General features: G+C 70.3%; 27 protein-coding genes and 1 pseudogene. 17 read left to right on the top strand and 11 right to left on the bottom strand.

Annotated features, from left to right (window positions below):
* The first annotated feature begins 27 nt into the window (after positions 1-27).
* On the top strand, positions 28-1065 hold the full coding sequence (locus OG579_RS16525) for an ABC transporter substrate-binding protein (protein WP_328856818.1): 1038 nt from the start codon (positions 28-30) through the stop codon (positions 1063-1065).
* Positions 1062-2177, top strand: a complete 1116-nt coding sequence (locus OG579_RS16520; protein ID WP_328856817.1) for an LLM class flavin-dependent oxidoreductase — start codon at positions 1062-1064, stop codon at positions 2175-2177. The genes OG579_RS16525 and OG579_RS16520 overlap by 4 nt, the downstream gene beginning before the upstream one ends.
* A gap of 4 nt (positions 2178-2181) precedes the next feature.
* Here OG579_RS16520 and OG579_RS16515 read toward each other — a convergent pair whose 3' ends face one another.
* The gene (locus OG579_RS16515) at positions 2182-2535 is read right to left on the bottom strand and encodes a hypothetical protein (RefSeq protein WP_328856816.1); all 354 of its coding nucleotides are present in this window, start codon (positions 2533-2535) and stop codon (positions 2182-2184) included.
* A gap of 73 nt (positions 2536-2608) precedes the next feature.
* Here OG579_RS16515 and OG579_RS16510 point away from each other — a divergent pair, with 73 nt between their 5' ends.
* Positions 2609-3619 (top strand): alpha/beta hydrolase family protein, encoded by a 1011-nt coding sequence (locus OG579_RS16510; protein WP_328856815.1) that lies wholly within the window; start codon positions 2609-2611, stop codon positions 3617-3619.
* Positions 3616-4869 carry a glycosyltransferase gene (locus OG579_RS16505; protein WP_328856814.1) on the top strand — a complete coding sequence of 418 codons (1254 nt, stop codon included), beginning with the start codon at positions 3616-3618 and terminating at the stop codon, positions 4867-4869. The genes OG579_RS16510 and OG579_RS16505 overlap by 4 nt, the downstream gene beginning before the upstream one ends.
* Positions 4870-4963: 94 nt before the next feature.
* Here the strand turns inward: OG579_RS16505 and groL are convergent, their stop codons facing one another.
* Positions 4964-6589: a chaperonin GroEL gene (gene groL / locus OG579_RS16500; RefSeq protein WP_045821695.1), complete on the bottom strand. Its 1626-nt coding sequence runs from the start codon at positions 6587-6589 to the stop codon at positions 4964-4966.
* Between the two features lie 301 nt (positions 6590-6890).
* Here groL and OG579_RS22000 point away from each other — a divergent pair.
* Both OG579_RS22000 and OG579_RS16495 read left to right on the top strand, forming a co-directional pair.
* Positions 6891-7013, top strand: a pseudogene (locus OG579_RS22000) (type IV toxin-antitoxin system AbiEi family antitoxin domain-containing protein); the annotation flags it as partial.
* A 225-nt stretch (positions 7014-7238) separates the two neighbouring features.
* A complete protein-coding gene (locus tag OG579_RS16495; protein ID WP_328856813.1) occupies positions 7239-7730 on the top strand; it encodes an endonuclease domain-containing protein in 492 nt (163 codons plus the stop codon).
* Between the two features lie 60 nt (positions 7731-7790).
* Here the strand turns inward: OG579_RS16495 and OG579_RS16490 are convergent, their stop codons facing one another.
* On the bottom strand, positions 7791-8909 hold the full coding sequence (locus OG579_RS16490; RefSeq protein WP_328856812.1) for an LLM class flavin-dependent oxidoreductase: 1119 nt from the start codon (positions 8907-8909) through the stop codon (positions 7791-7793).
* Entirely contained in the window at positions 8906-9076 is a 171-nt protein-coding gene (locus OG579_RS16485; protein ID WP_328856811.1) for a hypothetical protein, read from the bottom strand. The genes OG579_RS16490 and OG579_RS16485 overlap by 4 nt, the downstream gene beginning before the upstream one ends.
* 134 nt (positions 9077-9210) lie before the next feature.
* On the opposite strand from OG579_RS16485, the gene OG579_RS16480 reads away from it, so the two are divergent.
* Together OG579_RS16480 and OG579_RS16475 are read left to right on the top strand one after the other, a co-directional pair.
* A complete protein-coding gene (locus OG579_RS16480) occupies positions 9211-10401 on the top strand; it encodes an LLM class flavin-dependent oxidoreductase (protein ID WP_328856810.1) in 1191 nt (396 codons plus the stop codon).
* Complete coding sequence (locus OG579_RS16475) at positions 10398-11771, top strand: NtaA/DmoA family FMN-dependent monooxygenase (RefSeq protein WP_328856809.1); 1374 nt, start codon at positions 10398-10400, stop codon at positions 11769-11771. Before OG579_RS16480 ends, OG579_RS16475 begins: the two co-directional genes overlap by 4 nt.
* A 4-nt stretch (positions 11772-11775) precedes the next feature.
* Here OG579_RS16475 and OG579_RS16470 read toward each other — a convergent pair whose 3' ends face one another.
* Positions 11776-12156: a GNAT family N-acetyltransferase gene (locus tag OG579_RS16470; protein ID WP_328856808.1), complete on the bottom strand. Its 381-nt coding sequence runs from the start codon at positions 12154-12156 to the stop codon at positions 11776-11778.
* Positions 12153-13172 carry a pirin family protein gene (locus OG579_RS16465; RefSeq protein ID WP_328856807.1) on the bottom strand — a complete coding sequence of 340 codons (1020 nt, stop codon included), beginning with the start codon at positions 13170-13172 and terminating at the stop codon, positions 12153-12155. Before OG579_RS16465 ends, OG579_RS16470 begins: the two co-directional genes overlap by 4 nt.
* Positions 13173-13282: 110 nt before the next feature.
* Here OG579_RS16465 and OG579_RS16460 point away from each other — a divergent pair, with 110 nt between their 5' ends.
* Complete coding sequence (locus OG579_RS16460) at positions 13283-13738, top strand: carboxymuconolactone decarboxylase family protein (RefSeq protein ID WP_328856806.1); 456 nt, start codon at positions 13283-13285, stop codon at positions 13736-13738.
* Here the strand turns inward: OG579_RS16460 and OG579_RS16455 are convergent.
* Positions 13713-14984: an FAD-dependent monooxygenase gene (locus tag OG579_RS16455; RefSeq protein WP_328856805.1), complete on the bottom strand. Its 1272-nt coding sequence runs from the start codon at positions 14982-14984 to the stop codon at positions 13713-13715. The two genes, OG579_RS16460 and OG579_RS16455, sit on opposite strands and share 26 nt — an antisense overlap.
* 71 nt (positions 14985-15055) lie before the next feature.
* On the opposite strand from OG579_RS16455, the gene OG579_RS16450 reads away from it, so the two are divergent.
* A complete protein-coding gene (locus OG579_RS16450; RefSeq protein ID WP_328856804.1) occupies positions 15056-15559 on the top strand; it encodes a MarR family winged helix-turn-helix transcriptional regulator in 504 nt (167 codons plus the stop codon).
* 8 nt (positions 15560-15567) lie between these two features.
* Here the strand turns inward: OG579_RS16450 and OG579_RS16445 are convergent, their stop codons facing one another.
* Positions 15568-16152: a TetR/AcrR family transcriptional regulator gene (locus OG579_RS16445; RefSeq protein ID WP_238981167.1), complete on the bottom strand. Its 585-nt coding sequence runs from the start codon at positions 16150-16152 to the stop codon at positions 15568-15570.
* Between the two features lie 94 nt (positions 16153-16246).
* Here OG579_RS16445 and OG579_RS16440 point away from each other — a divergent pair, with 94 nt between their 5' ends.
* A complete protein-coding gene (locus tag OG579_RS16440; protein ID WP_065973494.1) occupies positions 16247-17614 on the top strand; it encodes an MFS transporter in 1368 nt (455 codons plus the stop codon).
* An 80-nt stretch (positions 17615-17694) separates the two neighbouring features.
* Here OG579_RS16440 and OG579_RS16435 read toward each other — a convergent pair whose 3' ends face one another.
* Positions 17695-17961: a lipopolysaccharide assembly protein LapA domain-containing protein gene (locus OG579_RS16435; RefSeq protein WP_045821685.1), complete on the bottom strand. Its 267-nt coding sequence runs from the start codon at positions 17959-17961 to the stop codon at positions 17695-17697.
* Between the two features lie 211 nt (positions 17962-18172).
* Here OG579_RS16435 and OG579_RS16430 point away from each other — a divergent pair, with 211 nt between their 5' ends.
* The 4 genes from OG579_RS16430 (at position 18173) to OG579_RS16415 (ending at position 21975) form a co-directional block, all read left to right on the top strand.
* Positions 18173-19345 carry an acyl-CoA dehydrogenase family protein gene (locus tag OG579_RS16430; protein WP_045821684.1) on the top strand — a complete coding sequence of 391 codons (1173 nt, stop codon included), beginning with the start codon at positions 18173-18175 and terminating at the stop codon, positions 19343-19345.
* 58 nt (positions 19346-19403) lie between these two features.
* Entirely contained in the window at positions 19404-20528 is a 1125-nt protein-coding gene (locus OG579_RS16425; protein WP_328856803.1) for an acyl-CoA dehydrogenase family protein, read from the top strand.
* Positions 20529-20585: 57 nt separating this feature from the next.
* Complete coding sequence (locus OG579_RS16420) at positions 20586-21452, top strand: SDR family oxidoreductase (RefSeq protein WP_328856802.1); 867 nt, start codon at positions 20586-20588, stop codon at positions 21450-21452.
* Positions 21453-21513: 61 nt separating this feature from the next.
* The gene (locus OG579_RS16415; RefSeq protein ID WP_328856801.1) at positions 21514-21975 is read left to right on the top strand and encodes an SRPBCC family protein; all 462 of its coding nucleotides are present in this window, start codon (positions 21514-21516) and stop codon (positions 21973-21975) included.
* Between the two features lie 57 nt (positions 21976-22032).
* Here the strand turns inward: OG579_RS16415 and OG579_RS16410 are convergent, their stop codons facing one another.
* Positions 22033-22239: a hypothetical protein gene (locus tag OG579_RS16410; protein ID WP_328856800.1), complete on the bottom strand. Its 207-nt coding sequence runs from the start codon at positions 22237-22239 to the stop codon at positions 22033-22035.
* A 125-nt stretch (positions 22240-22364) separates the two neighbouring features.
* The gene (locus OG579_RS16405; protein ID WP_328856799.1) at positions 22365-23165 is read right to left on the bottom strand and encodes an HAD-IIA family hydrolase; all 801 of its coding nucleotides are present in this window, start codon (positions 23163-23165) and stop codon (positions 22365-22367) included.
* Positions 23166-23227: 62 nt separating this feature from the next.
* Here OG579_RS16405 and OG579_RS16400 point away from each other — a divergent pair, with 62 nt between their 5' ends.
* Together OG579_RS16400 and moeA are read left to right on the top strand one after the other, a co-directional pair.
* On the top strand, positions 23228-24607 hold the full coding sequence (locus tag OG579_RS16400) for a dipeptidase (RefSeq protein ID WP_328856798.1): 1380 nt from the start codon (positions 23228-23230) through the stop codon (positions 24605-24607).
* Positions 24608-24666: 59 nt separating this feature from the next.
* Entirely contained in the window at positions 24667-25917 is a 1251-nt protein-coding gene (gene moeA / locus OG579_RS16395; RefSeq protein ID WP_328859278.1) for a molybdopterin molybdotransferase MoeA, read from the top strand.
* Positions 25918-26058 lie beyond the last annotated feature (141 nt).

Below are 26058 nucleotides of genomic sequence, written 5' to 3'. Positions count from 1 at the left end.
CTGTTCTGTACCACCGGAAAGGCACTCATGCTGTTCGCTTCTCGTCCCCGGTCGCGCCGTGTCGCGGCATCGCTGCTGACCCTCGTCGTCGGCGCCACCGCGCTCGCCGGATGCGTCTCGCGCGAATCCGACACCGTGTCGGCCGCCGCGCCGTCGACCGTCGACCCGAGTCGACTGTCCTCGGTCACGCTGGACGTCGGTGATCAGAAGGGCGGCACCCAGGCTCTGCTGGAGGCATCGGGGCAGCTAACCGGCACCCCGTACCGGGTGTCGTTCTCCACCTTCACCTCCGGTCCACCGCAGGTGGAGGCGGCGACCGCGGGGCGCATCGATTTCGCCGTCACGGGCAACACCCCGCCCATCTTCGGCGCCGCCGCGAACGCCCGCATCAAGGTCGTGAGCGCGTACACCAACGACGCGAGCGGAGATCAGATCCTGGTGCCGAAGACCTCGACCGCGCGCAGCGTCGCCGATCTGCGCGGCAAGCGGATCGCCTTCGGCAAGGGCAGTTCGGCCCACGGGCACCTGCTGCTCCAGCTGACGAAGGCCGGCTTGACCCCCGCCGACGTCACGCTCGTCCCCCTCCAACCGGCTGACGCGCTGACCGCGTTCACCGCGGGCCAGGTCGATGCGTGGGCCATCTGGGATCCGTTCACCGCCCTCGCGCAGCAGCAGACCGGCGCGCGGACCCTGACCACCGCGCAGGGTGTCGCCAACGGCTACGGCTTCGGCATCGCCTCGCAGCAGGCCCTCGACGACCCGGCGAAGAACACCGCACTGGCCGATCTCGTGTCCCGACTGGCCAAGGCGTCCGCGTGGGCGCAGGCCAACCCCGAGGAGTGGTCGGCGAAGTACTCGGCAGCGGTGAAGATCGACCCCGTCGCCGGCGAGCAGGCGCAACGACGCAGCCTGCGGCCGGCCATCCCCCTCGATCAGACGGTGATCGATTCCGAGCAGAAGCTGTACGACGCCTTCGTCGCGGCGAAGCAGATCCCGGCCGGCAAGCCGTTCTCCGACTTCGTCGACACCCGTTTCGACGCCACCGTGAAGGCGGCCACACGATGAGCGCACGTGTCTTCTGGTTCCTGCCCACCGCCGGCGACGGACGCTCGATCGTCGGTGCGTCGCACGCGTCGTCGCATCGGGTGGAGCCCGCCGGTTTCCGGCCGCCGACCCTGCGTTACCTCACCGAGGTGGCCCAGGCCGCCGACCGTCTCGACTACGAGGGTGTCCTCACCCCGACCGGAACGTGGTGTGAGGACGCATGGTTGACCACCGCGGCCCTGCTGCAGGCGACCCGTCGGCTCAAGTTCCTCGTCGCGTTCCGGCCCGGGTTGACGCCACCGACGCTCGCCGCCCAGCAGGCGGCGACCCTGCAGCGGATGTCGGAGGGTCGGTTGCTGCTGAACATCGTGACCGGCGGCGACGACGCCGAGCAGCGCCGCTTCGGCGACTGGGTCGATCACGACCGCCGCTACGCACGCACCGACGAGTTCCTCGACCTCGTGCACCGCATCTGGACGCAGGAGTCGGTCGATCATTCCGGCGAGTTCTACCGCGTCGCCGACGCGAGGGTGTCGCGGGCACCGGACCCGGTGCCGGAGTTCTGGTTCGGCGGATCGTCGGATCCGGCCCTGGCCGTCGCAGCGCGCCGCGTGCAGACCTACCTCACGTGGGGTGAACCACCGGCGGACGCGAAGGCGAAGATCGACCGCGTGGGTGCCCTGGCCGACGCCGAGGGACGGCGCCTCCGATACGGGATCCGGCTGCACACCATCAGCCGCGACACCTCGGCAGAGGCCTGGGCGGTCGCACAGAAGCTGCTCGACGAGCTCCCGGCCGACCAGATCGCGAATGCCCATCAGCTGCACTCGGCGTCGCAGTCGGAGGGTCAGCGCCGGATGGCCGCACTGCACGGCGGTCGCACCGATTCCCTCGAGATCCACCCGAACCTGTGGGCGGGCGTCGGCCTCGTCCGTGGCGGGGCGGGCACCGCGCTCGTCGGGTCACACGAGGAGGTCGCGAACCTCATCGGCGAGTACCACGACGCCGGGTTCACCGAGTTCATCCTCTCGGGTTATCCGCATCTCGAGGAGGCCTATCACTTCGCCGAGGGCGTCCGCCCGATCCTCGACCGTCGCGGGATCACCGCCCCGGCGGCTGCACGCGCGGCCTGAGACCTCAGGTCTCGTCCCACTGCACCAGCTCCACCTGGACGTCGCCGAGCCGGACGGTGGCGTTGCGGCCCGTGGGCACGCGCGTCGGCGGGGCGACGATCCGCTCGATCCGTGGCCGTAGCGCGGTGAGCGCCCCGTCGAGGTCGTCGACGAGCCACGTGATCTGCGTGTCGCGTACGGCGGCGAGCGCGTCCTCGTCGCCGGCGACGATGACGGTGTCGTCGGTGATCATCACCTGCAGCCCGCGGTCGGGCAGGGCGAACCTGCGACCTCCGGTGGACGGGGAGCCCAGCATCGCGCGCGCCGCGAGCAGCGCGTCGAGGTCGGTGGTGTAGATCCGGGCGAAAGAGGTCACCATGCGCATGGGTCCATCGTCGCCGACGAGCGCTACTGTGGTCCGACTCAACCAGCATGATCAGGAGAGTCGCCCAGTGCGTGTTCGCGTCGGTGCCGTCGCTGTTGCCCTTCTCGCCGCCCTCGTGGCGACGCCCGCCCACGCCGAGCCGCTGCCGCAGGCCCCGGCGTCCCGGACCGATCCCGCTGCACCCGGCCCGTTCGCCGTCGCGTCGACCACGACCGTCGGCCCCTGCCGCGGGCCGGCCGCCGTCGAGCAGACCGGCGAGGCGCGCCGCGATCGCGTGTTCGCACCTCTCGAGTGCACCGACGCAGCACCGATCGGCACCCGATCGGGCACCGGCGTCAACTTCTATTACCCGATCGATTCCGGTCGGACCCACCCGTTGGTCGTGTTCAGCGGCGGGTTCGGGGCCAACCCCGGCTACTTCGACCGCCTCTCGCGACACTTTGCGAGTCACGGATACGTCGTCGCGGTGTCGTACCAGCTCGACGAACTGGTGCCCTACAGCACGTTCCGCGGGATCCGACGCGCGGTCGCGGCCGACGCCGATCGGCGCTCCCCGCTGTTCGGTCGCATCGATCTGCGGTCGGTCGTGATCGCCGGGCACTCCTACGGTGCGACGAACGCACTCCACGCGGCCGATCTCCTCGGGCTCCGGGCACGAGGGATCGCGACGCCGGCGGAGTTCTCGCTGCCCCGCGGCGTGCGCGTCGTCGGGGTCGTCGCCATCGGCCCCGCGGTGGGTACGGTCGCGAACGCCGTCGCCACACCGACGCTGGTGATGAGCGGGACCCGCGACATCGTGGCGCCGCCACGAGAGATCCGACGCACCTTCGACGGCATCGTCGACGCCCCCGCGTGGTGGGCGGTCGTGCGCGACGCCACGCATCTCATGACCCTCGGACCGGTCGCGCAGAACACGCAGGCCGGCATCGAGACCGCGTTCCTCGACTACGTCACCACGGGCGCGAACTGCGCTCGCTTCGCCTCGTCGGCGTGGCCCGCCGATGCGCGGGTCGCCGACGCCGCCCGCAACCCGCGGGCGCGGTCCGCAGAATGCGATCCGCTCCGAGCCGTTCGATGACCGACGGGAGCACTCCGCCCGCCGGCGCGCGGGTCCTCGTCATCACCTCACCCGCCCGCGGACACCTGTACCCGATCGTCGACGCGATGCTCGCGCTGCGACGTCGCGGACACGACATCCACATCGTCACCCTCGCCTCCGAGGTCCCCATGCTCGCCGACCTGGGGCTGTCGGCGGCCGCGCTGCCGCCGGAGCTCAACGACGCCGAGCTCGACGACTGGCGTTCGCCGTCACGACGGGAGCGTGTCCGGTCGATCGTGGCCGAGGTGATGTCGCGCATCCCCACCCAGTTCGCGCTCGCCGACGCCCTGATCGCCGAACGTCGACCCGACCTCGTGGTCGCCGACTTCAACGCCGCCGGAGTGCAGTTCGCGGCCGAACGCGCGGGGATCCCGTGGGCGGTGTGGTGTCCCACCTTCCTCCCGATCTTCAGCGGGCGCGGTCCGATGATCGGGACGGGGATGCTGCCGGGATCGGGCCGGCGCCACCGTGTGCGCGACGAGGTGATGGCCTTCGCGGGCCGAGCGCTGTGGGACCGCCTGTCGTTGGGTCCGATGAACGATGCGCGCCGCTCCGTCGGGCTCCCGCCGATCCGGCACACCGACGACCTGCTGCGTATCGCCCCGCTGGTGATCAACTTCGTCGGGCCGCCCATCGAGCACCGCCGCGCGGACTGGCCCGACACCCTGCACCTCGTCGGACCGTCGCTGTGGTCCCCGCCTGCGCCGGTACATCCCGAGATCGCCGCCATCGATCGCCCCGTCGCGCTCGTCACCTGCTCGACCGAGTTCCAGAACGACGCCCACCTGGCGCAGACCACCCTCACCGCGCTCGCCGACACCGGCCTGCACGTGGTCGTCACCTGTGGGGACACCGACCCGGCCGGGTTCACCCGCGGGCCGCACACCACCATCCTGCGCAACGGGCCGCACGATCAGATCCTCGACAAGGCGGTGGTCGCGGTGACACACGGCGGCCTCGGCGTGACCCAGAAGGCCGTCGCGCGCGGTGTGCCCGTGGTGGTCGTCCCGTTCGGCCGAGACCAGCACGACGTCGCGGCGAGGTTCGCGGCCACCGGCGCGGGCGTCCGGATGTCGCCGGGCGATCTCACCCCGGAGGCCGTGCACCGCGCGGTGCTGTCCGCCCTGGGTCGGGCCTCGGCCGCCCGTGCGGTCGCCGCGCAGACCGACACCGACGCCGGGGAACGCGCCGCGGTCCTGATCGACGACCTCATCCGTCGCTCCAACTGACTCCGGGAACGCCGAAGGCCGGCCACCGCGAACGGTGACCGGCCTTCGGTTGTGTCTGATGAGTCAGACTGTCTGTCGAGTCAGACGGGGGGGATCAGAATCCCATCCCGCCCATCTCGTCGCCACCCGGCATCGCCGGGGCCGGGTTCTTCTCCGGCTTGTCGGCGACAACGGCCTCGGTGGTGAGGAACAGGGCCGCGATCGAGGCTGCGTTCTGCAGCGCCGAGCGGGTGACCTTCACCGGGTCGTTGATGCCTGCGGCGAGCAGGTCCTCGTACACGCCGGTGCCGGCGTTGAGGCCGGTGCCCAGCGGGCTGTTGCGGATCTTGTCGGCGACGACACCGGGCTCGAGGCCCGCGTTGAACGCGATCTGCTTGGCCGGGGCCTCGAGCGCGACGCGCACGATGTTGGCACCGGTGGCCTCGTCACCCTCGAGCGACAGACCGTCGATGGCCGGCTCCGACTGCAGCAGGGCCACGCCACCACCGGCGACGATGCCCTCCTCGACGGCGGCCTTGGCGTTGCGCACGGCATCTTCGATGCGGTGCTTGCGCTCCTTGAGCTCGACCTCGGTCGCAGCGCCGGCCTTGATGACCGCGACGCCGCCGGCCAGCTTGGCCAGACGCTCCTGCAGCTTCTCGCGGTCGTAGTCGGAGTCGCTGTTCTCGATCTCGCCACGGATCTGCGAGACACGACCGGCGATGGCGTCGGAATCGCCCGCGCCCTCGACGATGGTGGTCTCGTCCTTGGTGACGACGACCTTGCGCGCGGTACCGAGCAGCTCGATGCCCGCGCCCTCGAGCGAGAGGCCGACCTCTTCGCTGATGACCTCGCCACCGGTGAGGATGGCGATGTCGGCCAGCATGGCCTTGCGACGGTCACCGAAGCCGGGGGCCTTCACGGCGACCGACTTGAAGGTGCCACGGATCTTGTTGACCACCAGGGTCGAGAGCGCTTCGCCCTCGATGTCCTCGGCGATGATCAGCAGCGGCTTGCCGGCCTGGATGACCTTCTCCAGCAGCGGCAGCAGGTCCTTGACGGTCGAGACCTTGCCCGAGACCAGCAGGATGTAGGGATCCTCGAGGACCGCTTCCTGCCGATCGGCATCGGTCACGAAGTAGCCCGAGATGTAGCCCTTGTCGAAGCGCATGCCCTCGGTGAGCTCGAGCTGCAGGCCGAAGGTGTTGGACTCCTCGACCGTGATGACGCCTTCCTTGCCGACCTTGTCCATGGCCTCGGCGATGAGCTCGCCGATGGACGGGTCGCCCGCGGAGATACCGGCGGTGGCAGCGATCTGCTCCTTGGTGTCGATCTCCTTGGCGGACTTCAGCAGCGACTCGGTGACGGCCTCGACGGCCTTCTCGATGCCGCGCTTGAGGCCCAGCGGGTTGGCGCCGGCCGCGACGTTGCGCAGGCCCTCACGCACGAGCGCCTGGGCGAGAACGGTGGCGGTGGTGGTGCCGTCGCCTGCGACGTCGTCGGTCTTCTTGGCGACCTCCTTGACGAGCTCGGCACCGATCTTCTCGTAGGGATCCTCGAGCTCGATCTCCTTGGCGATGGACACACCGTCATTGGTGATGGTGGGGGCGCCCCACTTCTTCTCCAGAACGACGTTGCGACCCTTGGGTCCCAACGTCACCTTGACGGCGTCGGCGAGGCTGTTGAGACCCCGCTCGAGGCCGCGACGGGCCTCTTCGTCGAACGCGATTTGCTTGGCCATGCGAAGTGATCCTCCGATAGGGGGTGACACTGAAGTTCGTTGGCCGGACTCGGTGCCCGCGACGGACGACCGGGGGTGTCAGTGAAGACCCGATCTCACCGTTCCGACCTGGCACTCCCGGTTCGAGAGTGCCAACTGCCTTTTTAGCACTCGCCCATGGCGAGTGCAAGGTCGCGGCGGTTCCGTTCGGAGCACCCCTCATCGTCCACAGTTGGTCCCCGCGCTCGCACCGACGGGCACCTGTCCACAGCGACCGCCGAGCACGACATCGCCTGGTCGCGGCAGCGATGAGAATTCGTTCATGTTCGAGGTCGCGCACCTGACACGGTGGCACGGTGGGGTGGTGTCCCGGGCCCGACTCGCCGCGTCAGGGGTCGACGACGCGGCGATCAAACGGCTACTGCGATCCGGAACGTTGGAGCGACTCCGGCGGGGGTGGTTCGCCACCCCGGGAGCCGATCCCGACGTCCGTGCGGCAGTACGCGCGGGCGGCGTGTTGTCCTGCGTCTCCGCGCTCCGGTGGCACGGCATCTGGGTACCGGAGGGAGACCATGCACTGCACGCACGGCCCGAGAATCGCGGTGGCCGACACCCAGGACACTGTCGCGCGTACGGCCTCGCACCGCCCCCGCATTCTGCGATCGACGACGTGACGACCGCACTCCGTCACGCCGCACGATGCGTGGACCCCGAGGGTTTCGTGGTGCTCTGCGACTCCGCGCTCCAGTTGAGGTCGGTGACGTCAGACGACCTCGTCTCCGCGCTGCACGACGCCCCGCGCGAAGTCCGGGACCTACTCCGACGATGCGACCGACGCGCGCAATCGGGCACCGAGACCATGGTCCGGGTGCGGTTGCGTTCGAGGAACATCGCGGTGACCCCGCAGCACCACGTCCCGGGCGTCGGGTTCGTGGATCTGTTGATCGGTGACCGTCTCGTGGTGGAGGTCGACAGCAAGTCGCATCACACGGGCACCGAACGGTACGAAGCCGACCGCGCCCGGGATCGACGGCTGGTCCAGCTCGGATACGTCGTCCTCCGTCTGAGTTATCGACAGGTCGTGCACGAGTGGGCCACGAGCGAAGAGGTGATCCTCGACCTGATCCGACGCCGCGCACACCGCGGCGAAACCCTGCTCTGACAGCAGCGGCATGGAACGTACGTCCACGCCGTGGCTGAGAGCGCAGAGTTTCGCCGTCGACTAGGCCAGACCCCACTCCTTGGCGAGGAGCTCGTGGGAGCGGAGGCGGTCGTCGAAGCCGTGGGTGACGCTGGTGACGACGAGTTCGTCGGCGCCGGTGGCGGCGGCGAGGGTGCGGAGACCGTCGGCGACCGAGGGCGCGTCGCCGACGAACTGGGTGCGCACGCGGTCGTCGACGACGGCCTGCTGGGCCTCGGTGAGCGGTTCGGTGACCGCGGGGTCGGGATAGGGCACGGCGCCACCACCGGCGCGGATGCTGTGGACCCACGGCCCGAAGCTCGAGGCGAGTTCGCGGGCGGTGGCGTCGTCGTCGGCGACGACGACATCGGCCGACACCACGACGTAGGGCTCGGCGAGCGTCTCCGACGGCACGAAGGCGTCGCGGTAGGCCGCGACCGCGTCGAGGGCCGTCGAGGGGGTGATGTGGTAGCTCGCGACGAACGGCAGACCGCGTCGGCCGGCCACCTCGGCGCTCTGGCCCCGACTGCTGCCGAACACCCACACCTCGACCTCGGCGTGCTCACCGGGCACCGCCGAGAAGTGCTCGCCCCCGACCTCGAAGGTGCCGGCGAGCAGCGCGAGGACGTCGTCGACGGCCTCGGCGAAATCGGGTTGCTGCGCCGGCGGCGGCAGCAGAGCGGTCGCCGCCGCGGCCATCCGAGGCGACCCGAGCTGTTTCGCCGCGGAGAAGGGCGGGGGCACCAGCACCCCGTCGACGAGCCGATCGTCGGTCACGGTCGGCCTGCGCGGCGGCGCCGATCCCGCGGTGGCCTCGGCGCGACGCTGACCCGACCGCCCGAGCCCCAGATCAAGGCGTCCCGGGTGCAGGGCGTCGATGGTGCCGAACGCCTCCACCACCGACACCGGCGTGTGGAACCCGATCTGAACGGCCGCGGCCCCCACGCGGATGCGGTCGGTCGCCGCGGTGACGAGCGCGATCGCCGTCGGCGTCGACGAGCTGGCCACGGCGACGAAGTGGTGTTCGGCGAGCCAGAAACGTTTGTAGCCCAGGCTCTCTGCGTGCTGCGCCAGACGGACCGAGTTCCGCAGCGCATCGGTCGGGGTGCCGCCCTGCGAGATCGGCGACAGGTCCAGCACCGACAACGGGATGGCGGTCATCGCTCGTCGATTCCCGAGGCCCCGTCGGCCCGCGTCGCCGGGGCGGCTCGCGACGACGGCCACACCGAGTGTGCGTCGGGGTTGAGCGCTGCGGCGGCCGAGAGCAGGTCGACCGCTCGCAACCGCGTCAGCCACGACGGACGCAGGACACCGATGGAGACAGACATGGATCCAGTGAGCGCCGTCGCGGCCGATCTCGCGACGGTTGCGTTCACCGTGATTTGTTCTCCGCGCGAACGGAATCGTCACCAGCACCCTGGAGTTGACCCGACGACAACCGCTACCAGGAGGTGAGGTCCGCGTGTCCGCGAGCCCCGAGCAATCGATCCATGTCGGCGTCGCGCTGGGTGGCGCGGGACGACACCCGGCCGCCTGGCGTCTCGACTCGGCCCGCCCCACCGAGTTGGTGAGTGCGCAGTACTGGGTCGATCAGGTGCGCCTCGCCGAGCAGGGGCTGCTCGATCTGGTGACCATCGAGGACTCGTTCTCCCTCTCGGACTCCTCCTCGGGTCCGGCCGCCACCGCCGACGGGCGCGTGGATCTCGCGGTCGGACATCTGGACTCGACGCTCATCGCCGCCCGCGTCGCCCTCGCGACCGATCACGTCGGACTGATCCCGACGGCGGTCACCACCCACACCGAGCCGTTCCACGTCTCGAAGGCGATCGCGAGCCTCGACCACGCGTCGCACGGTCGGGCGGGAGTCCGCCTGCGGATCTCGCACCACGCGGGCGACACCGCGCTGTTCGGACGCCGCCCCGGCGCCGAACCCGTCCCCGACCTGCTCGCCGAGGCCGCCGATCACGCGGAGGTCCTGCGTCGCCTGTGGGACAGCTGGGAGGACGACGCGGAGATCCGCGACATCGCCACCGGCCGTTTCATCGACCGGGACAAGCTGCACTACATCGATTTCCGGGGTGCGTTCTTCTCGGTGCGCGGACCGTCGATCACGCCGCGACCGCCGCAGGGCCAACCGATCATCGCGGCGCTGAGCCACACGGGCGACGTGCACCGCTTCGTCGGCAGCTCGGCCGACCTCGCGTTCGTGACCCCCACCGACGTCGCCGATGCGTGCGGCATCGTCGCCGAGATCGACCGGGCCCGCGTCGAGGCCGGCCGCGGCGACGCCGTGCGCGTGCTGGCCGATCTGACCGTGTTCCTCGGCGACACCCGCGCGCAGGCGCGGGCGCACCGCGATCGACTCGACGAGTGGCTCGGCACCGAGTTCTCCGACGACGCCGCGGTGGTCGTCGGCACCCCCGCCGACGTCGCCGACCGGATCGCCGAGCTCGTCGACCCCGAGACCGGGGTGGTCGGTGTCCGCCTGCGACCGGGCGCCGTGCCCCTGGACCTCGAGGCGATCGTGGCCGGCGTGGTCCCGGAACTGCAGCGACGCAACCTGTTCCGCACGCACTACTCCGAGGAGACCCTGCGCGGACATCTCCGACTCCCCCGCCCCGCCAACCGCTACGCAGGACTGGTGACAGCATGACCACCCCCGAGAAGAACCGCCGCCGTCAGGTACATCTCGCCGCGCACTTCCCCGGCGTCAACAACACCACGGTGTGGAGCGATCCCGCCGCCGGCAGCCACATCGACATCGAGTCGTTCGTCCACTTCGCGCGGACCGCCGAACGCGCCAAGTTCGACTTCCTGTTCCTCGCCGAGGGGTTGCGGCTGCGCGAGCAGAACGACCAGATCTACGACCTCGACGTCGTGGGCCGCCCGGACACGTTCACCGTTCTCGCCGCGCTCGCCGAGGTGACGAGCCACCTCGGCCTCACCGGCACCATCAACTCGACGTTCAACGAGCCGGTCGAGGTCGCGCGGCAGTTCGCGAGCCTCGATCACCTCACCAACGGCCGGGCGGCGTGGAACGTGGTCACGTCGTGGGACGAGTTCACCGGCCAGAACTTCCGTCGCGGGGGTTATCTCGCCAAGGACGCCCGCTACACCCGCGCGCGCGAGTTCCTCGATGCCGCACAGCGACTGTGGGATTCGTGGGACGACAGCGACATCGTCGCCGACAAGGCCACGGGCCGGTTCCTCCGACGACCCGACGCGGGCGCGTTCTCCTACGCGAGCAGCCAGTTCGACATCACCGGCCGGTTCTCGGTGCCGCGCAGTCCGCAGGGACGCCCGGTCATCTTCCAGGCGGGCGATTCCGAGGAGGGCCGTGACTTCGCGGCCGAGACCGCCGACGCGATCTTCTCCCGGCACGGGACCCTCGATGCGGGTCAACAGTTCTACGCCGACGTGAAGGGCAGGCTCGCCCGCTTCGGTCGCGAGCCCGACGAGCTGTTGATCCTGCCCGCGACGACGTTCGTGATCGGTGACACCGACGCCGACGCCGCCGATCTCGCCCACGAGGTGCGCCTGGCGCAGGTCAGCGGTCAGACCGCGATCAAATTCCTCGAGCAACTGTGGAACCGGGATCTCTCCGACCACGATCCCGACGGCCCGCTGCCGGCCGTCGATCCCATCCCGGGCGAGAACACCGTCGCGAAGGGGCGGGCCAGCGTGCGCATCCACCGCGATCCGCGAGACGTCGCGGCGGAATGGCGGCAGTTGGCCGAGGCGAAGAAGCTCACGACGCGCGAGCTGATCGTGGAGGTCACCGGTCGGCAGTCGTTCATCGGCTCGGCAGAGACCGTCGCGGACACCATGATCGAGTTCGTCGAGGCCGACGCGTGCGACGGCTTCATCCTCGTCCCCCACATCACCCCCGGGGGCCTCGACCGGTTCGCCGACGAGGTGGTCCCGCTGCTGCAGGAACGCGGCGTGCACCGTGAGGACTACACCGGCACCACCCTGCGACACCATCTCGGTCTCGCCGACGTGCGGCCCCGGGTCGGGGCCTGAGTCCTCAGGCGGTCTGCTCGCGCAGGTCGTCCATGATCTGCTGGGTGGGGCGGTCGACGATGTCGGCGAAGTCGTCGTGCTTGCGCAGGTAGGCGGCGAACAGTGGACACACCGGCACCACGCGGGTTCCGTTGTCGCGCATGGCCTCCAGCGCGCCGCGGACCAGCAACGTCCCCAGGCCACGACCGCCGAAGGCGTCGTCGACCTCGGTGTGGAAGAAGACCCGCTGCGCGCGGCCGGAATCGTCGGTGCGGTCGCGGTACAGCGCGAAGCCCACCACGGAGCCGGTGCCGTCGCCGGTGTCGACGGAGATCTCGAATCGCTGCATCGCCGGGTTGTCGGCGATCTCGGCCCGGGCGCCGGTCTTGTCGGTCGGCATGGTCATCGGCCTCTCGTGGAGCCGGCGTGCGGCGCCGGGTTGGCGCGCGGGCGCAGCGCGGTGGTGGGCATCTCGGGAGCCGGGATACGCGGGTGCGGCCCACGGTATCCCTCGACGGTCCCGAATCGGACGTCGCCGGCCTCCCACTGCGCACGATAGGAGGCGATCTCGTCGTGGGTGCGTCCGACGAAGTTCCACCACATGATGATCTCCTCGGTGAACGGCTCGCCCCCGACGAGCAGTACCCGACCCGACGTGTCGGATCGGTTGGCGACGACGACGGTCGGCGACCCGACGCCGACGTACCCGAGTTCGCCGACCGCGAGCGACTCGTTCTCGACGGCGATGTCACCCCGGTCGCTCAACACGCCGTGTTCGTGCGTCGGAGCGACCTCGAGCGTCACGGTGGTGTGCGCGGGCAGCACGATCTCCGCGCCGACCAGTGCGGTCGCGGTCCGCACCGGTGAGTCCGCCCGCACGCGCTCGTCGCCGACCCGCATCCCCACGTCGCCGAGGAACACCCGCATCTGCGCGCCGCCGGCGGTGACCGGTTCGGGCGCGAAGTGGTCGAAGCCGTGGTCGTCGTCGCGCACGGCATCGGGCAGTGCCAGCCACAGCTGCGCCCCGTGGAGGATCGTCGTGTCCGGGGTGGACACCTCGGAGTGGCTGATGCCGTGACCGGCGGACATGAGGTTGAGCTCACCGGGGCGCACCATCGCGTGGACGCCCGCGGAGTCGCGGTGCTCGATCTCGCCGGTGAACAACCAGCTGACGGTCTGCAGACCGGTGTGGGGGTGCGGCGCCACGTCCATACCGGCCGATGTCGACACGTCCTCGGGGCCGTAGTGGTCGATGAAGCACCACGCCCCGATCAGCGACCGTTGTCGCTGCGGCAGCGTCCGACGGACACGCATCGCGCGCGGACCGCCCAACGGCACCTCGCGCGCGGTGATGACCTCGACGCCGCCGCGCGGGTCGGCCACGCACTCCTGGGACACCGGGTGCTCTTCGAGATTGCTCATCGCCGTCCCATCCGCTCGCTCACGCCGCGTCTATGTTGATGCGTGAGTGAACGATACGCCGGTGATCCCACCTGCGGCGTACGCCCACCGAGCCACCTACAGGAGTCGCGATGGACCTCCCGCACATCTACATCGACAAGCAGTCCCCCGAGGCGTACCGGGCACTGGGTGGGGTCGCCGCCGCGGTGTCGGACACGGCACACGGCGCCGATCTCCCGCGCATCCTGGTGGAGCTGATCAACCTACGGGTGTCGCAGATCAACGGATGCGCGTTCTGCCTGGAGTTGCACTCGCGCCGCGCGATCGCCGCCGGCGAGACCGTGGGGCGCATCGCGACACTGCCCGCCTGGCGCGAGACCGAGCTGTTCGACGAGACCGAGCGCGCGGCACTGCTGCTGGCGGAGACGGTGACGACCCTGCCGCCGCACGACGTGGCGGAGATCCACTACGAACGGGCCCGCGCCGCGCTCACCGACGACCAGGTCTCGGCGGTCATCTGGGTCGCCATCGCCATCAACGCGTTCAACCGGGTCTCGATCCTCAGCCGACACCCCGTCCGGCAGTGACCGGCGCGTCGGCGTAGATCGGGTAACTCGGCAACACGAAATCCTTGCCCGCCCGCGAGAGCAGACGGTGCTCGACCCGCGAACGCACCGCGGGTCGCGCGAGCAGGGTGTGCACGGCTCGCAGCACCCGCAGGCCGCGCGTCGTCCGCGGCATCACCATGCGGGAGTTGCCCGACGACGGGGTCTGGACCGACTCCGCGTACGGGCGGATGATCCGTTCGTATGCGGTGAAAGCGCGGCGATGGTCGATCACGTCGCCGGTGCGGGCCGCGTCGAGTTCGCCGGCGAGGACGTAGGCGCCCACCAGTGCGAGCGTCGCCCCCATACCGGTGGGGCCGCCCGCCCACGCCGCGTCGCCGACGACGATGACCCGTCCTCGGGAGTAGGTCGGCATCACCACCTTGTCGGTGCGTTCCATGTAGAACTCCTCCGGCGCGGCCTCGAAGCCGTCGAGGATGCGGTCGGTCTCCCACCCGACGTCGGCGAAACGGTTGCGCAGCACCGTCATCTGCGCGGCGTGACCGAGACGGTCGAGGCCGAGATCCGGCGCCAGGAAACCGAGGTTCGCTCGGATCGTGCCCGTGTTGTCCGGACGGAGGCCGACCATGCGGCTGTCCCGCGCGGTCATCCAGCGCCACCAGTCATCGTCGGCGGCGGACCGGGCGATCGTGCCGTAGGCGATGTAGAGGCCACGGCTGATCGTGCCCACCTCGTCGCCGAACACGAGGTCGCGCGTCGTCGAGTTGCGCCCCTCGGCCACCACGACCAGGTCGAAGTGCTCGCGGGCGCCGTCGGCGAACGCGACGTCGACCCCGTCCCCGGGCCGGTCGTCGAGCGCGACGACGTGCGTCCCGAACCGGTGCTCGACCGTTCCCTCCGTGAGTCCCATCAGGATCTCGGAGAGCTTCCCGCGCAGGATCTCCAGCTCGGCGGTCGGCCCGTCGGCTCCCTCGAGGGCGGGCAGCTCGGCGTAGGGCTCCCCGCGATGGTCGAGGTAGCGGATGCCCACCTCTCCGGTGGAGGCCGCCTTCACCTCATCGCGGACACCCATCGCCCGCAGCACCGCGTGACCGGCGTCGCGGATGTCGATGTTCTGCCCGGCCTCGCGTGGACGCGGCGCCCGTTCGACGAGCGTCACCGCGAAACCCGCCCGCTGCAGGGCCCACGCCTGCGCCGGCCCTCCGACACTGCCCCCGGTCACGAGGACTCGCGGTCGGTCACCCTCGTGTGCTCGTCGATCGGCCATGTCGGTGTCCCTTTCGCTACGAATGTATGTAGACAATCTAGCAATCAGTTTGTCGAACTACCATATTGACTATGCACTCGCCCGATGGTGGGATGTCCCCCATGCCCACCCGTGACAGCTCGACCGGCGGGGACTCCTCCTACGCGGACCTCGACCCCGCGACCGTGGCCGTCCGCGACATGGTCGGCGCGTCGCGAGAGCTGGTCGGGCGCATGGCCGACCGGATGGGGATGAACCCCAACGACATGGCGGCGATCGCCGCGCTCGCACAGCGCGGACCGATGGGAGTGGCGGAGCTGGCCGCGCACCTCGGTATCCGGTCGGCCTCGGCCACCGTCCTGGTGGACCGACTCGAACGCGCCGGGCACGTCCGGCGGGTCCGCGACACCGTCGACCGACGCCGGGTGTCGGTGGTCGAGACCCCGGCCGCGCGTCAGGCCACGCACGCGGCGTGGAGTGCGACGATCAGCCGCATCGACGACGTCTGCCGCGCCCTCCCCGACGACGAGCGCGAGGTCGTCCTCCGGTTCCTGTCCGACATCACCGAGGTCACCGCGGACAGCGGGAACGACTGAGCCGCAGGCTAGTGCGCGAGCACGCGCGCCGGCGCCATCGCGAGGACGTCGGCGACGAGGGAGTGCGCGAAGGCCTCGTCGGCGTGGAGCCCGAACACGACGTGGTGGTACAGCGGCGCCACGACGTGGTTGAGCACCTGGGCGACGGTCGGTACGGCCTCGCCGCGTTCGGCGGCGCGGGCGAGCATCTGTCCGGCCTGCTCGTCTCGGGTCTCCCAGCACGGGCACTCACCCGGGGTGCCCTGGCGGGCACTGACCATCGCGCGGAGGTAGACGATGCGCTCGGGTCGGGTGATGTCGGCGACGATGATGCCCGCCCACGCCTCGAGATCGCCGCGGATGGCGCCGGTGTCGGGCATGGGCTCGTCGCCGGTCAGCGCGGCGACCGCGACCTCCTCGAGGAGCGTGGCCACCCCGCCCCAGCGGCGATAGATGCTGGTGGGGTTCACCCCGGCGCGTTCGGCGACCTGCGGGACGGTCATCGTGTCGCGATGACCCTCGCTGACAAGCGCGCCGACCGCCGCGTAGACGTCGGCCTGCACGCGTGCGCTGCGGCCGCCGGGCCGTCGGGCAGAGGTGCGGGTGGGAGTCATGTCTGCCATTATTGCAAATCGACTGGCTTTAAGTCGGCGCACGGTGCTACCTTCTCAAAAGCAACAATCACTGCTTTAAGCGAGGAGTAGCGACATGCAGCGACAGATCCCGCGGTCGGTGGCCTTCTGGCTGGTCGGCCTGACCTCGACGGTGGTGCTGTTGGCCTCGGCCGCGCCGTCGCCGCTCTACCCCGTCTATCAGCAGCTGTTCGGGTTCTCGGCCTTCACCCTGACCATCGTGTTCGCGGTGTACGTGCTCGCGCTGGTGGGAACGCTGCTCACCGTCGGATCGATCTCCGACCACATCGGTCGACGTCCCGTCCTCGCCGGCGCCATCGTCCTGCTGATCGTGAGCATGGTGGTGTTCCTGACCGCCGACGGTGTCGCGATGCTGATCGCCGCCCGGGTGCTGCAGGGGCTCGCGACCGGCGCACTGGTCGGCACCGTGAGTGCCGCCCTCGTCGACCTCGCCCCGACACCACATCTGGGGTCGATGGTCAGCACGGCCACCCCGCCCCTCGGGCTCGCGACGGGCGTGGTGCTCGCCGGCGTGCTGGTGGAGTACGCGCCGCTGCCGCGGGTCATCGTCTACGTCGTCCTGATCGTCGCCCTGGCCGTACTGCTCACCACGATCGCGTTCCTGCCCGAGACCTCGCCGCTCCTCGGCTTCGAGTCGAGTTCACATGCGCTGGGGACGATCTCACCGAGTATCGCCGTACCTGCCGACGTGCGTCCGGTGTTCTTCTCGGCGGTCCCGGCGATGCTCGCCACCTGGTCGCTCGGTGGGCTCTACCTGTCGCTGGGCTCGTCGATCACCGCGCAGATCCTCGGTGTCGCCAACCACGCGACCGGTGGCGCGATCCTGTGCGCCTTCTTCGGCAGCGCCGCCCTCGCCTCGACCGTCGCCTCCCGCGCGTCGACCACGATGAAGCTCGTCGTCGGGTACAGCGCTCTCGCCGGCGGGGTGCTGATCTCGATGTCGGCGGTCCTGGCCGAGTCGGCACCGGTGTACGTGATCGGGTCGATCCTGGCCGGAATCGGTTTCGGCACCACACTTCTGGGCATCATGTCGGAGATGGCGCGAGTCAGTGCGCCCTCGCAGCGCGCGCAGGTGTTCGCGGCGGTGTTCGCCGTCTGCTACACCGCGTTCAGCGTTCCTGCGGTGATCGCCGGCGTCGTCACCGGCCACGTGGGCCTGCGCGCGACCGCGGTGGGCTACGCGATCTTCATCGTGTCGCTGATCGCCGCGGCCGCGATCGCCGCGGTGGTGTTGCGCGACCGCGGCGAACTCCCGACCGACGACGGACCGTCAGGCGCGGGCGCGCTCGGCGGCCTTGGGCGTGACGACGCCCTTGTCGACGGCCTTGGTCACCCGCTTGCGCGAGAAGCGACCGACGCCGGTCAGGATGCGCGAGACGATGGTGCGGCGGCCCTTGCGGCGTTCGAGTCGGGCGCCCGCTGACAGGCTGAGCCGGGCGACGAGCGGCAGCGCGAACGCCACCAGCAGGTAGCGGTAGATGTAGCGCCGTGCCAGGAGCGGGATCACTTCAGCGCTCGGCGCGCACGGATCGAGCCCGAGATCAGCCAGGCGAGGACGGCGCCGACCGCCGCACCGATGAGCAGCGCCAGACCCAGCCCGAGATCGAGCTGCCAGGCGAGGAACTTCACGCTCACCTTGTCGGTGTTCTGCAGCACGAAGGTCACCAGCGCGGCGATGACCACGACGGTCAGGACGAGGAGTACACCCGATCCGGCCCCGATGGAACGCCGGCGGGTGGGGCGGGAGGTCTCCGTGGTGGCGGCACTCATGGCGGTCCTGCTCTCTGTCCTGCGGAATCCGTCGTGGATCACCGTCACAATGGACGATGTCAAGGAGACATCTCGCCGACCGCTCCCGCGACATCACGAGAAGGTCTCGAAAGATCACGAAGCGATAACGGCAGCGGCGATCGTGTCCCGGTGTCCGCACGGAGGCCACCTGCGTTGACGTCCCGGGCCGCAGTGGGAGTAATAAGGAGCTATGCACCTCGCCCTCACCCCCGAAGAAGCGGACTTTCGCGATGAGATGCGGACGCTCTTCACCACGAAGATCCCCAAAGAGATTCGCGAACGCTCGGCCGCGGGAAATCTGAACTTCCCCGACGACATCGTCACCACGATGCGCATCCTCAACGAGGAGGGCATCGCGGTCCCGAACTGGCCCGTCGCCGACGGCGGCAAGGACTGGACCCCGGTGCAGCGCCACATCTGGCAGGACCAGATGAACCTCGCCGCCGTGCCCGAACCGTTGGCGTTCAACGCCGCGATGGTCGGACCGGTCATCGCGCAGTTCGGTTCACAGGAGATCAAGGACCGCTTCCTGCCCGCGACGGCGAACCTCGACATCTGGTGGTGCCAGGGCTTCTCCGAGCCCGAGGCCGGCTCGGACCTCGCGTCGTTGAAGACGAAGGCCGTCCGCGACGGTGACCACTACATCGTCAACGGCCAGAAGACCTGGACCACGCTTGCGCAGTACGCCGACTGGATCTTCTGCCTGGTGCGCACCGATCCCGATGCACCGAAGAAGCAGGCCGGCATCAGCTTCCTGCTCATCGACATGAACTCCGAGGGCATCGAGCGGCGTCCGATCCAGCTCATCGACGGCGGCCACGAGGTAAACGAGGTCTGGTTCACCGACGTCCGCGTCCCGGTGGAGAACCTCGTCGGCGAGGAGAACGCCGGCTGGAGCTACGCGAAGTTCCTGCTGTCGAACGAGCGCGGTGGCATCGCCCGCGTCTCGTACAACAAGATCCGTCTCGCCCGGGCCAAGGAGATCGCGGCGTCGATCCCGACCCCGAACGGCTCCCTGCTCGACGACCCGTTCACCCGCGCCCGCTTCGTCGAACTCGAGAACGCCCTGCTGGCACTGGAACTCACCCAGCTGCGCGTGGTCGCCTCCGACGGCGACGGCAAGCCGAACCCGGTGTCGTCGGTGTTGAAGCTCCGCGGCAGCGAGCTCACCCAGGAGGTCACCGAGCTCATGACCGACCTGGCCGGTACCGACGCCCTGACCGTCTTCGACCCCGCCCTCGACGACGCCGAGTGGGCACACCTCGCCATGCCGACGTACCTCAACACCCGCAAGGTATCGATCTACGGCGGTTCGTCGGAGGTGCAGCGCACCATCATCGCCTCGGGGATCCTGGGTCTGTAGAGACCGGTCCACCGCACCCCACACATCTTTTCTGCACCCACGAAAGGGTCACTCCCCCATGGATTTCGAACTCACCGAGGAGCAGTCGCTCCTGCGCGACACCGCGCGTGAGGTGCTCGGCCGCGCCTACGACGTAGAGAAGCTCCGCGAGGTCGCCGAGACCGACCGCGGCTGGAGCGAGAAGGTCTGGAGCTCGCTCGCCGAGATCGGCATCCTCGGTCTCCCGTTCTCCGAGGACGACGGCGGCGCCGGTGCCGGTTTCGCCGAGACCGCGGTCGTGGCCGGCGAATTCGGACGGTCGCTGGCCCCGGAGCCGTTCATCACCGGCATGGCGACGCCGGGTGTGGCGATCGCCGCGGTCACCGACGACGCTCTGCGCGGCGAGATCGTCGGCGCGGTCGCCGAGGGTGGGCTGGTGCTCGCCTACGCCCATGACGAGCCCGGCGACCGGTGGCCCACCGCAGCCCTGGCGACCACCGCCACCGCCTCCGGCGACAGCTACACCCTGACCGGCATCAAGAGCCCCGTGCTCGCCGGCGACGTCGCCGGGAAGTTCGTCGTCACCGCCACGCTCGACGGCGCACCCGCGCTGTTCCTCGTCGACGCCGACGCCGACGGCGTGACCCGCACCGCGCTGCGCACCCACGACCGGCGTCGCGCCGCCCGGGTCACCCTCGACGGTGCGGCCGCGACCGCACTGCCGGTCGAGGACGCCGCCGCGGTGATCACGAAGACCGAGGTCGTCACCCAGACCCTCCTGTGCGCCGAGGCCGTCGGCGCCATGGAGCAGGCCCTGAACCAGACCACCGAATACCTGAAGTCGCGCAAGCAGTTCGGCGTGCCGCTCAAGACGTTCCAGGCGCTCACCCATCGCGCGTCGAACATGTACGTCGAGCTCGAGCTGGCGCGCAGCATCAGCACCTACGCGACGATGCGTCTCGCCGACGACGACGTCGACCCGGCGACCGCATCACGCGCGAAGCTGCAGATCTGCCACTCGGCGCGTCTCATCGGCCAGGAGACCATCCAACTCCACGGCGGCATCGGCCTCACCGCCGAGTACCCCGTGGGTCACGTGGTGAGCCGCCTGACCGCGATCGCCCACACCCTCGGTGGGTCCGACGGCCACCTGCGCGCCCTGTCGGAGACGGTCGCCGATCACGACATGCTCACGCTGATCTGACGTCACCGATCGCCGCATTTGCGGACGATCGTCCAGACAGGTGTCTATTCTGACTGGATGATCGGTGATGTGTTGGTGGTGGTCGGCGTCGGTGGGATGGGCGAGGCCATCGCGCGTCGTCTGGGGTCCGGTCGTCCGGTGGTCCTCGCCGACCACGACGACGCCCGTCTGCAGGCGTTGGCCTCGGCCATGCGTCGTCAGGGCCATGACGTGCGCGACCACGCCGTCGACGTCAGCGACCGCGGGTCGGTGCGCGATCTCGCGCAGTTCGCCGCCGGGCTGGGCCCGGTGACCGCGGTCGCGCACACGGCGGGCCTGTCGCCCGCACAGGCGTCGGCCGAGCGGATCGCGGCCGTCGACCTGGTGGGGATGGCGATCTCGCTCGACGAGTTCGGCGAGGTCATCGCTCCCGGCGGCGCCGGGATCTACATCGCCAGCATCGCCGGTCACATCTTCCGTGACGCCGTGGACTCCGCGACCGCTGCGACGTTCGCGACGGCACCGGCCGAGGACCTCGCGGAGGTCGGGCTGCTGTCGATGCCCGATGTCCCCGCCGACCTCGCGCGGGCGATGACCTACGGATACGCCAAGCGCGCCAACCAGATCCGCGTACAGGCCCAGGCGCCGCGGTGGGGCGACCGCGGCGCACGGGTCAACTCGATCAGCCCCGGGGTGGTCGCCACCCCGATGGGCTGGGACGAGTACGAGGCCGAGTTCGCCCACGACGCGTACAAGTCGATGGTGAACGACAACGCGGCCGGCCGGTTCGGGACCGCCGAGGACGTGGCCGCCGCCGCGGACTTCCTCCTCGACAACACGAAGGCGAGTTTCATCAGCGGTGTCGACCTGCTGGTCGACGGCGGGACACTCGCCGGCATCGGCACCGGCCGCGTGTCGATGGGCCCGGCCGAGACCTCGGCGTGAACGTCGGGGCCGATAGACTCCCACTTCACGCATCGACGCGTCGACCACCAGGAGACAACCCATGGCAGCACCGCTGATCGAGACCTCGACCGACATCGAGGCCACCCCCGAGAAGGTGTGGTCGATCGTCTCCGACCTCGCCCGCATGGGTGAGTGGAGTCCGCAGTGCCGCAAGGTGATCGTACGAGGCGGGAGGACCCGACTCGGCGCGAAGACCATCAACGTCAACAAGCGCGGACTGCTGGTGTGGCCGACGACCGCCACCGTCACGCGGTTCGAGCCCGATCGTCAGATCACCTACCGGATCGCCGAGAACCGCACCGAGTGGGGATTCGAGATCACCCCCACCGACCGCGGGGTCACGCTGACCGAACGCCGGGTCGCGAAGAACGGCAAGACCACCGCCGCATCGGCGTTCCTCATCGGCAAGTTCATGGGCGGCACCGAGCCGTTCGACGACGAACTCGCCGAGGGCATGCGCGAGACCCTCCAGAAGATCAAGGCCGCCGCCGAACGGGGCTGAAACGCTCTCCGGGCCACGCGATCCGGCGACGGCCTCGAGGTGTTCCGTCAGCTCATCTCACTCGGCGAGCTTCGACACCGCCTGGGCCCACAGGAAGTACTTGTTGGTGCCGAGGTCCTTCACCGTAGTGATGTTGAACGCCTCCTTGAGGAGTTCGGCGTGCCGCGGGCTGACCCCCTGCAACGCGTCCACCGGCGCGTCGGCGAGCTCGTCGATCGGCTTGTCCTCGAAGGCCTTGTCGAACTTGTCCTTGAATCCGCTCATCTGACCCATCCTCTCGTGGCGGTCGGCGCCGGGGAGTCGGCACCGTTCCCGCGACAGCGTAGGAGACGCCCGCCGTCGATCACCGGGTTTCGCTCTCCGTGAGCGCTGCGGAGTCGATCCGGCGGTCAGCGACCCAGCCGGTCGAGCAGCGCGGGCAGATCGGCGACGGAATCGATCACGTGGTCGGGCACCGGGCCGAACTCGTCGGCCTGCAACTTCTCGAGGGCCGTCGCCCGGAACTTGCCGGTGCGCACCAGCACCCCGATCATCGCCGAGGCCTGGGCGCCGAGGACGTCGTTGTGCATGTCGTCGCCGACCATCACGACCGAGGTCGGTTCGAGTCCCATCATCTCCACCGCGGCGCGGAAGCCGATCGGCGACGGCTTGCCGATGGCCCGGATGGTGGTGCCCGCGGCCTTCTCGAGGCCCTCGAGATAGACACCGGTGTCGATGCGGACGCCCTGCTCGGTCGACCACGTCATCGAGCGGTGCATCGCGACCACCGGCACCCCGGCGATCATGAACTCCAGCACCCGCGACATCGCGTCATGGGTGAACTCCGGTCCCGCGCCGCCGAGCACGACGACCTCGGGGGCGTCATCGGGATCGGTCACCACCTCCACGCCGGTCAGGTCGGCGGCGATGGCGCCCTTGTTGAGCACCCACGCCCGCTTGCCCGCATGGTTCGCCCGCAGGTACTCACCGGTCAGTCGCGCGGCGCTCAGGATCTCCTCGGGGTCGACGGCGAACCCGCAGTCGCTCAAAGCGTCGGCGATCTCGGCACGCGATCGCGACGTCGTGTTGGTCAGGAACATCCGCGGGACATCGCGTTCGCGCAGCGCGGCCAGTGCGTCGACCGCGCCCGGCAGCGGACGCCACGAGGTGACCAGTACCCCGTCGATGTCCAGCAGCAGCCCGATTGTCATGTGTTCTCAAGCTAGTCGTCACCGCGGGGGGTCGCAGCACGTGGGGATGGCATGCTGAAAACATGGCCGACCACCCCGCGAACCGTCCCCCCGTCGACGCCGAGGCGGTCGATGTCACCGATGAGCTGATGGCCGCCGCGCGTGCCGATCTCGCCGAGTTGGTGTCGTTCGCATCGGTGCACGGCTCCCCGTCGCACCGCGACGCCTGCGCCGGGGCCGCGGACTGGGTGACCGCCGCGTTCGCCGAGGTGGGTGTCGTGTGCGAATCGATCGTGACCTCCGACGGCAGTTCGGCGGTCATCGGGCACCGACCCGGCCCGGACGGGTCGCCCACGGTGTTGCTCTACAGCCACCACGACGTCCAGCCCGCCGGCGACGAGGGTCTCTGGAACTCGCCGCCGTTCATGCTGACCGACCGCGACGGGCGGTGGTTCGGCCGTGGCGCGGCCGACTGCAAGGGCAACGTCGTCGCCCACCTCACCGCGCTGCGGGCACTCGCGGCGCACCCCGGCCTCGATGCGCTGGGCTGCGGGATCCGCGTCGTCATCGAGGGTTCGGAGGAGGCCGGAGGTGAGGGCCTCGACCACCTGGCCCGCGAGCGGCCCGAGCTGTTCGCCGCCGACATGATCCTCATCGCCGACACCGGCAACGTCGCCGTCGGCGCACCGACACTGACCACCAGCCTGCGCGGCGTCGCCAACCTCAAGGTCACCGTGTCCACGCTGGCCTCCGACGTGCACTCCGGCCAGTTCGGCGGCGCCGCCCCCGACGCCCTCGCCGCGCTCATCGCCGGACTGGCGAGCCTGCGCGACGCCGACGGCAACACCACCATCGACGGACTCGCCGCCGACCAGACGTGGTCGGGCGTCCCGTACGACCGCGATGTCTTCGCCTCCGACGCAACGGTTCTCGACGGGGTCGACGTGATCGGTTCGGGCGCGCCGGCCGACATGGTGTGGGCGCGGCCCGCGGTCACCGTGATCGGCCTCGACGCACCGTCGACGGCGAACTGCGCGGCGGCGATCGTGCCCACCGCATCGGCCGTGCTCAACCTGCGCGTGCCACCGGGCATCGATCCGACGACCGCCCGCGACGCCCTCGAGGCCCATCTGCGTCGCGCCATCCCGTGGAACGCACGGGTGACGATCGACCCCGAGGCGGTCGGGGCGCCGTTCGCCGCCTCCACCGACGGCCCCGGTTACCGCGCACTCACCGCGGCCATGGCGACGGCCTACGGCGCCGAGGTCGCGCACTCCGGCCAGGGCGGCTCCATCCCGCTGTGCACGGTGCTCGCCGAGATCTGCCCCGAGGCCGAGATCGCGCTGCTCGGGGTGGAGGAACCCCGGTGCCGCATCCATGCTCCCGACGAGAGCGTCGACCCCGACGAGATCCGCCGCACCGCGCTGTCGGAGGCGCTGTTCCTCGCGGCGTACCCGTCGTGACCGCGGGCGCCGGCGACCACCACGGGCACGGGCACCAGCACCTCGAGGACCCCGCGACGCTGCGGTCGGTCGCCGACCACGCGCGGATCGTCGCCGACCTGTTCTCCCCCACGCCGATCGAGTCGGTGGCCATCGCCGACGCCCTCGGACGTGCGGTCGTCGACGACGTGCGCGCCGCGGTCAGCCTGCCCGGTTTCGACAACTCGGCGATGGACGGCTACGCCGTGCGCGCCGCCGAGGTCGCCGGATCCTCCACTGACACCCCGACACGACTGGTGGTGACCGAGGACATCTACGCCGGGCGGACCGATCGCCTGCGACTCGACCCGGACACGGCCCACCGCATCATGACCGGCGCACCGCTGCCCGACGGTGCCGACGCCGTGGTCGCGGTGGAGGCCACCGACGGCGGCGTCGAGCGGGTCGCGATCGCCGCACCGGTCGCCGAGGGCACCAGCATCCGACGTGCGGGTTCCGACATCGCCGCCGGCGACACCGCGCTGACCGCCGGGACCGTGCTGCACGCGTCCCAGGTCGGGCTGCTCGCGGCCCTCGGTGTCGCACAGGTTCCGGTGCACGCACCGTTCCACGTCGTGGTGCTGTCCACGGGTTCGGAACTGATGGCGCCCGGGGTCGATCTCGAGCACGGCCAGATCTACGAGAGCAACGGCGCGATGCTGTGTGCGGCGGTGCGCGAGGCCGGTGGGCGGGCGACGCCGGTGCATTTCGTCCCCGACGACGTCGAGCAGTTCCGTGCGCGTCTCGACGCGATGGTGCGCGGCGACGGCCCTGCCGGGCGCGTCGATCTGATCCTGACCTCCGGAGGGGTCAGCGCCGGCGCGTACGAGGTGGTGAAGGACGCGCTCTCCGGTCACGGCGTCGAGTTCGTGAAGGTCGCGATGCAGCCCGGGATGCCGCAGGGGTGCGGCACCTACCGTGCGGACCGCGACACCGCCGGCTCCCCGGGTGTGCCGATCGTGACGCTGCCGGGCAACCCGGTGAGCGCGCAGGTGTCGTTCGAGATCTTCGTGCGCCCGCCGCTACGGGCATCGATGGGGCTCCCCGCCGCCCGCGTCCGCCGTCGCGCACGACTCACCGACGACATGCGATCACCGCGGGGCAAAGAGCAGTTCCGCCGGGGTGTGGTCACCGTCGACCCCGACGGGGCCGCGACGGTGCAGCCCATCGGGCCTCCGTCGTCGCACCATCTCCGCTTCCTGGCCTCGGCGAACGCCCTCATCGACATCCCGGCCGACGCCGCCGACGTCGCGGCGGGCAGCGTCGTCGAGGTGATCCTGCTCGACCCCTGACCCGCGGCGCACCCGCATGCGGGGCGCGGGGCGCCCGGGGGCGCTCGGCTATCCTGGGCGCGTCCGGCGTACGTCGGCACACACGTCCGGCGCATGCCGGGCACGCACCATCACACACTTGTCGAGGGACGGAGCAGCGGA

This window comes from Williamsia herbipolensis (assembly GCF_036153515.1).
Classification (GTDB): domain Bacteria; phylum Actinomycetota; class Actinomycetes; order Mycobacteriales; family Mycobacteriaceae; genus Williamsia_A; species Williamsia_A herbipolensis.
The sequence above is the reverse complement of the archived record's forward strand: the minus strand, read 5'-3'. Positions and strand labels throughout refer to the sequence as shown.

What these genes read in the sequence shown, in the direction of transcription:
- OG579_RS16400 (WP_328856798.1), top strand. Translation starts at nt 23,228, where the DNA reads ATGGCCGACCACCCCGCGAACCGTCCCCCCGTCGACGCCGAGGCGGTC.
- OG579_RS16425 (WP_328856803.1), top strand. Translation starts at nt 19,404, where the DNA reads ATGGATTTCGAACTCACCGAGGAGCAGTCGCTCCTGCGCGACACCGCG.
- OG579_RS16465 (WP_328856807.1), bottom strand. Translation starts at nt 13,172, where the DNA reads ATGAGCAATCTCGAAGAGCACCCGGTGTCCCAGGAGTGCGTGGCCGAC.
- OG579_RS16405 (WP_328856799.1), bottom strand. Translation starts at nt 23,165, where the DNA reads ATGACAATCGGGCTGCTGCTGGACATCGACGGGGTACTGGTCACCTCG.
- OG579_RS16525 (WP_328856818.1), top strand. Translation starts at nt 28, where the DNA reads ATGCTGTTCGCTTCTCGTCCCCGGTCGCGCCGTGTCGCGGCATCGCTG.
- OG579_RS16410 (WP_328856800.1), bottom strand. Translation starts at nt 22,239, where the DNA reads ATGAGCGGATTCAAGGACAAGTTCGACAAGGCCTTCGAGGACAAGCCG.
- OG579_RS16440 (WP_065973494.1), top strand. Translation starts at nt 16,247, where the DNA reads ATGCAGCGACAGATCCCGCGGTCGGTGGCCTTCTGGCTGGTCGGCCTG.
- OG579_RS16420 (WP_328856802.1), top strand. Translation starts at nt 20,586, where the DNA reads ATGATCGGTGATGTGTTGGTGGTGGTCGGCGTCGGTGGGATGGGCGAG.
- OG579_RS16435 (WP_045821685.1), bottom strand. Translation starts at nt 17,961, where the DNA reads ATGAGTGCCGCCACCACGGAGACCTCCCGCCCCACCCGCCGGCGTTCC.
- OG579_RS16430 (WP_045821684.1), top strand. Translation starts at nt 18,173, where the DNA reads ATGCACCTCGCCCTCACCCCCGAAGAAGCGGACTTTCGCGATGAGATG.
- OG579_RS16455 (WP_328856805.1), bottom strand. Translation starts at nt 14,984, where the DNA reads ATGGCCGATCGACGAGCACACGAGGGTGACCGACCGCGAGTCCTCGTG.
- OG579_RS16490 (WP_328856812.1), bottom strand. Translation starts at nt 8,909, where the DNA reads ATGACCGCCATCCCGTTGTCGGTGCTGGACCTGTCGCCGATCTCGCAG.
- OG579_RS16515 (WP_328856816.1), bottom strand. Translation starts at nt 2,535, where the DNA reads ATGGTGACCTCTTTCGCCCGGATCTACACCACCGACCTCGACGCGCTG.
- OG579_RS16470 (WP_328856808.1), bottom strand. Translation starts at nt 12,156, where the DNA reads ATGACCATGCCGACCGACAAGACCGGCGCCCGGGCCGAGATCGCCGAC.
- OG579_RS16460 (WP_328856806.1), top strand. Translation starts at nt 13,283, where the DNA reads ATGGACCTCCCGCACATCTACATCGACAAGCAGTCCCCCGAGGCGTAC.
- OG579_RS16415 (WP_328856801.1), top strand. Translation starts at nt 21,514, where the DNA reads ATGGCAGCACCGCTGATCGAGACCTCGACCGACATCGAGGCCACCCCC.
- OG579_RS16475 (WP_328856809.1), top strand. Translation starts at nt 10,398, where the DNA reads ATGACCACCCCCGAGAAGAACCGCCGCCGTCAGGTACATCTCGCCGCG.
- OG579_RS16450 (WP_328856804.1), top strand. Translation starts at nt 15,056, where the DNA reads ATGCACTCGCCCGATGGTGGGATGTCCCCCATGCCCACCCGTGACAGC.
- OG579_RS16505 (WP_328856814.1), top strand. Translation starts at nt 3,616, where the DNA reads ATGACCGACGGGAGCACTCCGCCCGCCGGCGCGCGGGTCCTCGTCATC.
- OG579_RS16520 (WP_328856817.1), top strand. Translation starts at nt 1,062, where the DNA reads ATGAGCGCACGTGTCTTCTGGTTCCTGCCCACCGCCGGCGACGGACGC.
- OG579_RS16445 (WP_238981167.1), bottom strand. Translation starts at nt 16,152, where the DNA reads ATGACTCCCACCCGCACCTCTGCCCGACGGCCCGGCGGCCGCAGCGCA.
- groL (WP_045821695.1), bottom strand. Translation starts at nt 6,589, where the DNA reads ATGGCCAAGCAAATCGCGTTCGACGAAGAGGCCCGTCGCGGCCTCGAG.
- OG579_RS16485 (WP_328856811.1), bottom strand. Translation starts at nt 9,076, where the DNA reads ATGTCTGTCTCCATCGGTGTCCTGCGTCCGTCGTGGCTGACGCGGTTG.